This window comes from Sphingobium sp., assembly GCF_048594625.1.
Taxonomy (GTDB): Bacteria; Pseudomonadota; Alphaproteobacteria; order Sphingomonadales; family Sphingomonadaceae; genus Sphingobium.
In genome coordinates this window covers 1-1,833 of the sequence record NZ_JBMDWL010000055.1, presented here as the reverse complement: position 1 = coordinate 1,833, position 1,833 = coordinate 1, and the positions used below count along the sequence as shown (strand labels likewise).

Below are 1,833 nucleotides of genomic sequence, written 5' to 3'. Positions count from 1 at the left end.
CGCCCCGTCACGGTGCTGGACCAGAAAATCTCGTACCGCCCGGTGCGGGGATCGCGGATCGCTTCGGGTGCCCAGCAATTGCGCACGCCCGGTACATCGCCCATCACCGCGATCGCCTGCTGATCCGACCAGTGGATGAGGTCGCTGCTGGTCGCATGGCCGATGGTTACCCCTTCCCAAGCGGTGGTCCACAACAGGTGGTAACGCCGTCCGTCATGAAACAGGAACGGGTCGCGCAACAGCTTCTTTTCACCCACCTGCGGCACCAGCAGGCTGCGCCCCCCCGCCAGCGTGCGGAACGCAAAGCCATCCTCGCTCACCGCCAGTTTCAGGCCGCTCGCCTCGCCCGCCTTGCCGGTCGCGAAATAGGCGAAGATCAGGGGTCCGCCGCCAGCACCCGCGCTGGCCGTCCGCGCGCTGGCGCAGGCCCCCAGCGCCAGCGCGCCAAGGCTCAGGGTGAAATCGCGGCGCCTCATCGATAGTCCTTCGCCATCTGGCCGTAGAGTTTCAACAGGTCGTTGGCGACATAATCGCCGCCCTTGCCCATCGGCACGGTCGGTTCAGGTTTGGGGGCGGGCGTCTGGCCGGCAAGGCCGCCGGGCGCTTCGGCGCTGTTCAGCCCCTGCGAAATCAGGTCGGGCTTGGCGCCTTCGCCTGCATTTCCGCCATCCTTGTCGAAAATCGCCTCCTGATGGCGCGTGGGTTCCCAGATGAAGGCGCCCCAGCCATGTTTGCCGGGCAGCGCATGGACCAGATCGTTAAGATAGCGCTTGCGGCTCGAATATTCCGCGACCAGCAGCCCTTTGTCGGGATAGCGTTTGGCGAATGCGTCGAAACTATGCGCCCAGTCGCCCTGCGCCCGCTGCTGGTAACAGGAAAAGCCGATCACATCGAAATCGACCTTGCGCGCGATCAGGGCGTCGGTCCATTCCTGCACGATCGGCCAGTGGCGGCCCAGATGATTGTGCAGCTGGATCTTCACTGCCGGTTCCGCCCGGCGCGCGCCCGCTATCCCGGCGCGCAGCAATTGCGCGAAGCCTTCGAAGCCGCCCACTTCGCCCACATTGGCATGATTGGCGTCTGTCACCGGATTGCCGGTCGACGTGGACAGCTTCACCTGCCCATGGGGCCACAGCATGCCGAACGTCGTTTCGTTGCCGATCACCGCCATGTCGACCGGCGCGCCGCCCGCCCGCATCGCGACCAGCGTGTCACGGGTGTGCGCTTCGACCGCCTTTGCCAGCCCGGACAAGCCATATCCCGCCCACGCGGCGGGCACGCCCTGATGTTCCGGGTCGGCCCATATGTCGCTATAATGGAAACTCAGCACAAGATAGAGGCCCGCATCGCGGATGCGCTTGCCCAGCTTTATCGTCTGGTCCAGCCCGGCCCATGCCTTGTCCGGCTCCCGCTTCGAATAGCCCTTGGCCGGATCGACGAAGATGCGCAGGCGGATCGCGTTGAACCCGGCGTCGCGCAGCAATAGGATCGGGTCTTTCTGCACCCCGTCCACGAAGAATCGCGCGCCTGCGGCTTCGTCTTCGGGAATCCAGCTGACGTCCGCACCGATCAGATAGGGACCGGGACGGGCGCCATCCTTCTTCTGCGCCGCCAGAGCCGCCGGGCTGAGTACAGGCAGGGCCGCCAGCGTGGCGATGCCCGTGGCGCCCAGCGCGGTTCGTCTGTCGATTCCGGTCATCGATCCACTCCTGTCAGAACATTTTGGAGTCATCCGGGACAGATGACGGCGCGCAAAATGGGTCAAGCAAAAGACATTTGGAGCATGATCCGATCCAGTTCGTCCGGATCATGCTCTATGGCCGGGGCGTTATG

General features: G+C 64.8%; 1 protein-coding gene and 1 pseudogene. Both read right to left on the bottom strand.

Going from position 1 to position 1,833, the window contains the following annotated elements; all coding sequences use genetic code 11:
• Positions 1 to 476 (bottom strand): annotated as a pseudogene (locus ACOJSJ_RS06980) (glycosyl hydrolase); the annotation flags it as partial.
• Positions 473 to 1,699, bottom strand: a complete 1,227-nt coding sequence (locus tag ACOJSJ_RS06975; RefSeq protein ID WP_420144266.1) for a glycosyl hydrolase 53 family protein — start codon at positions 1,697 to 1,699, stop codon at positions 473 to 475. The gene ACOJSJ_RS06975 and the pseudogene ACOJSJ_RS06980, both read right to left, overlap by 4 nt.
• Between the last annotated feature and the right edge of the window lie 134 nt (positions 1,700 to 1,833).

What these genes read in the sequence shown, in the direction of transcription:
- ACOJSJ_RS06975 (WP_420144266.1), bottom strand. Translation starts at nt 1,699, where the DNA reads ATGACCGGAATCGACAGACGAACCGCGCTGGGCGCCACGGGCATCGCC.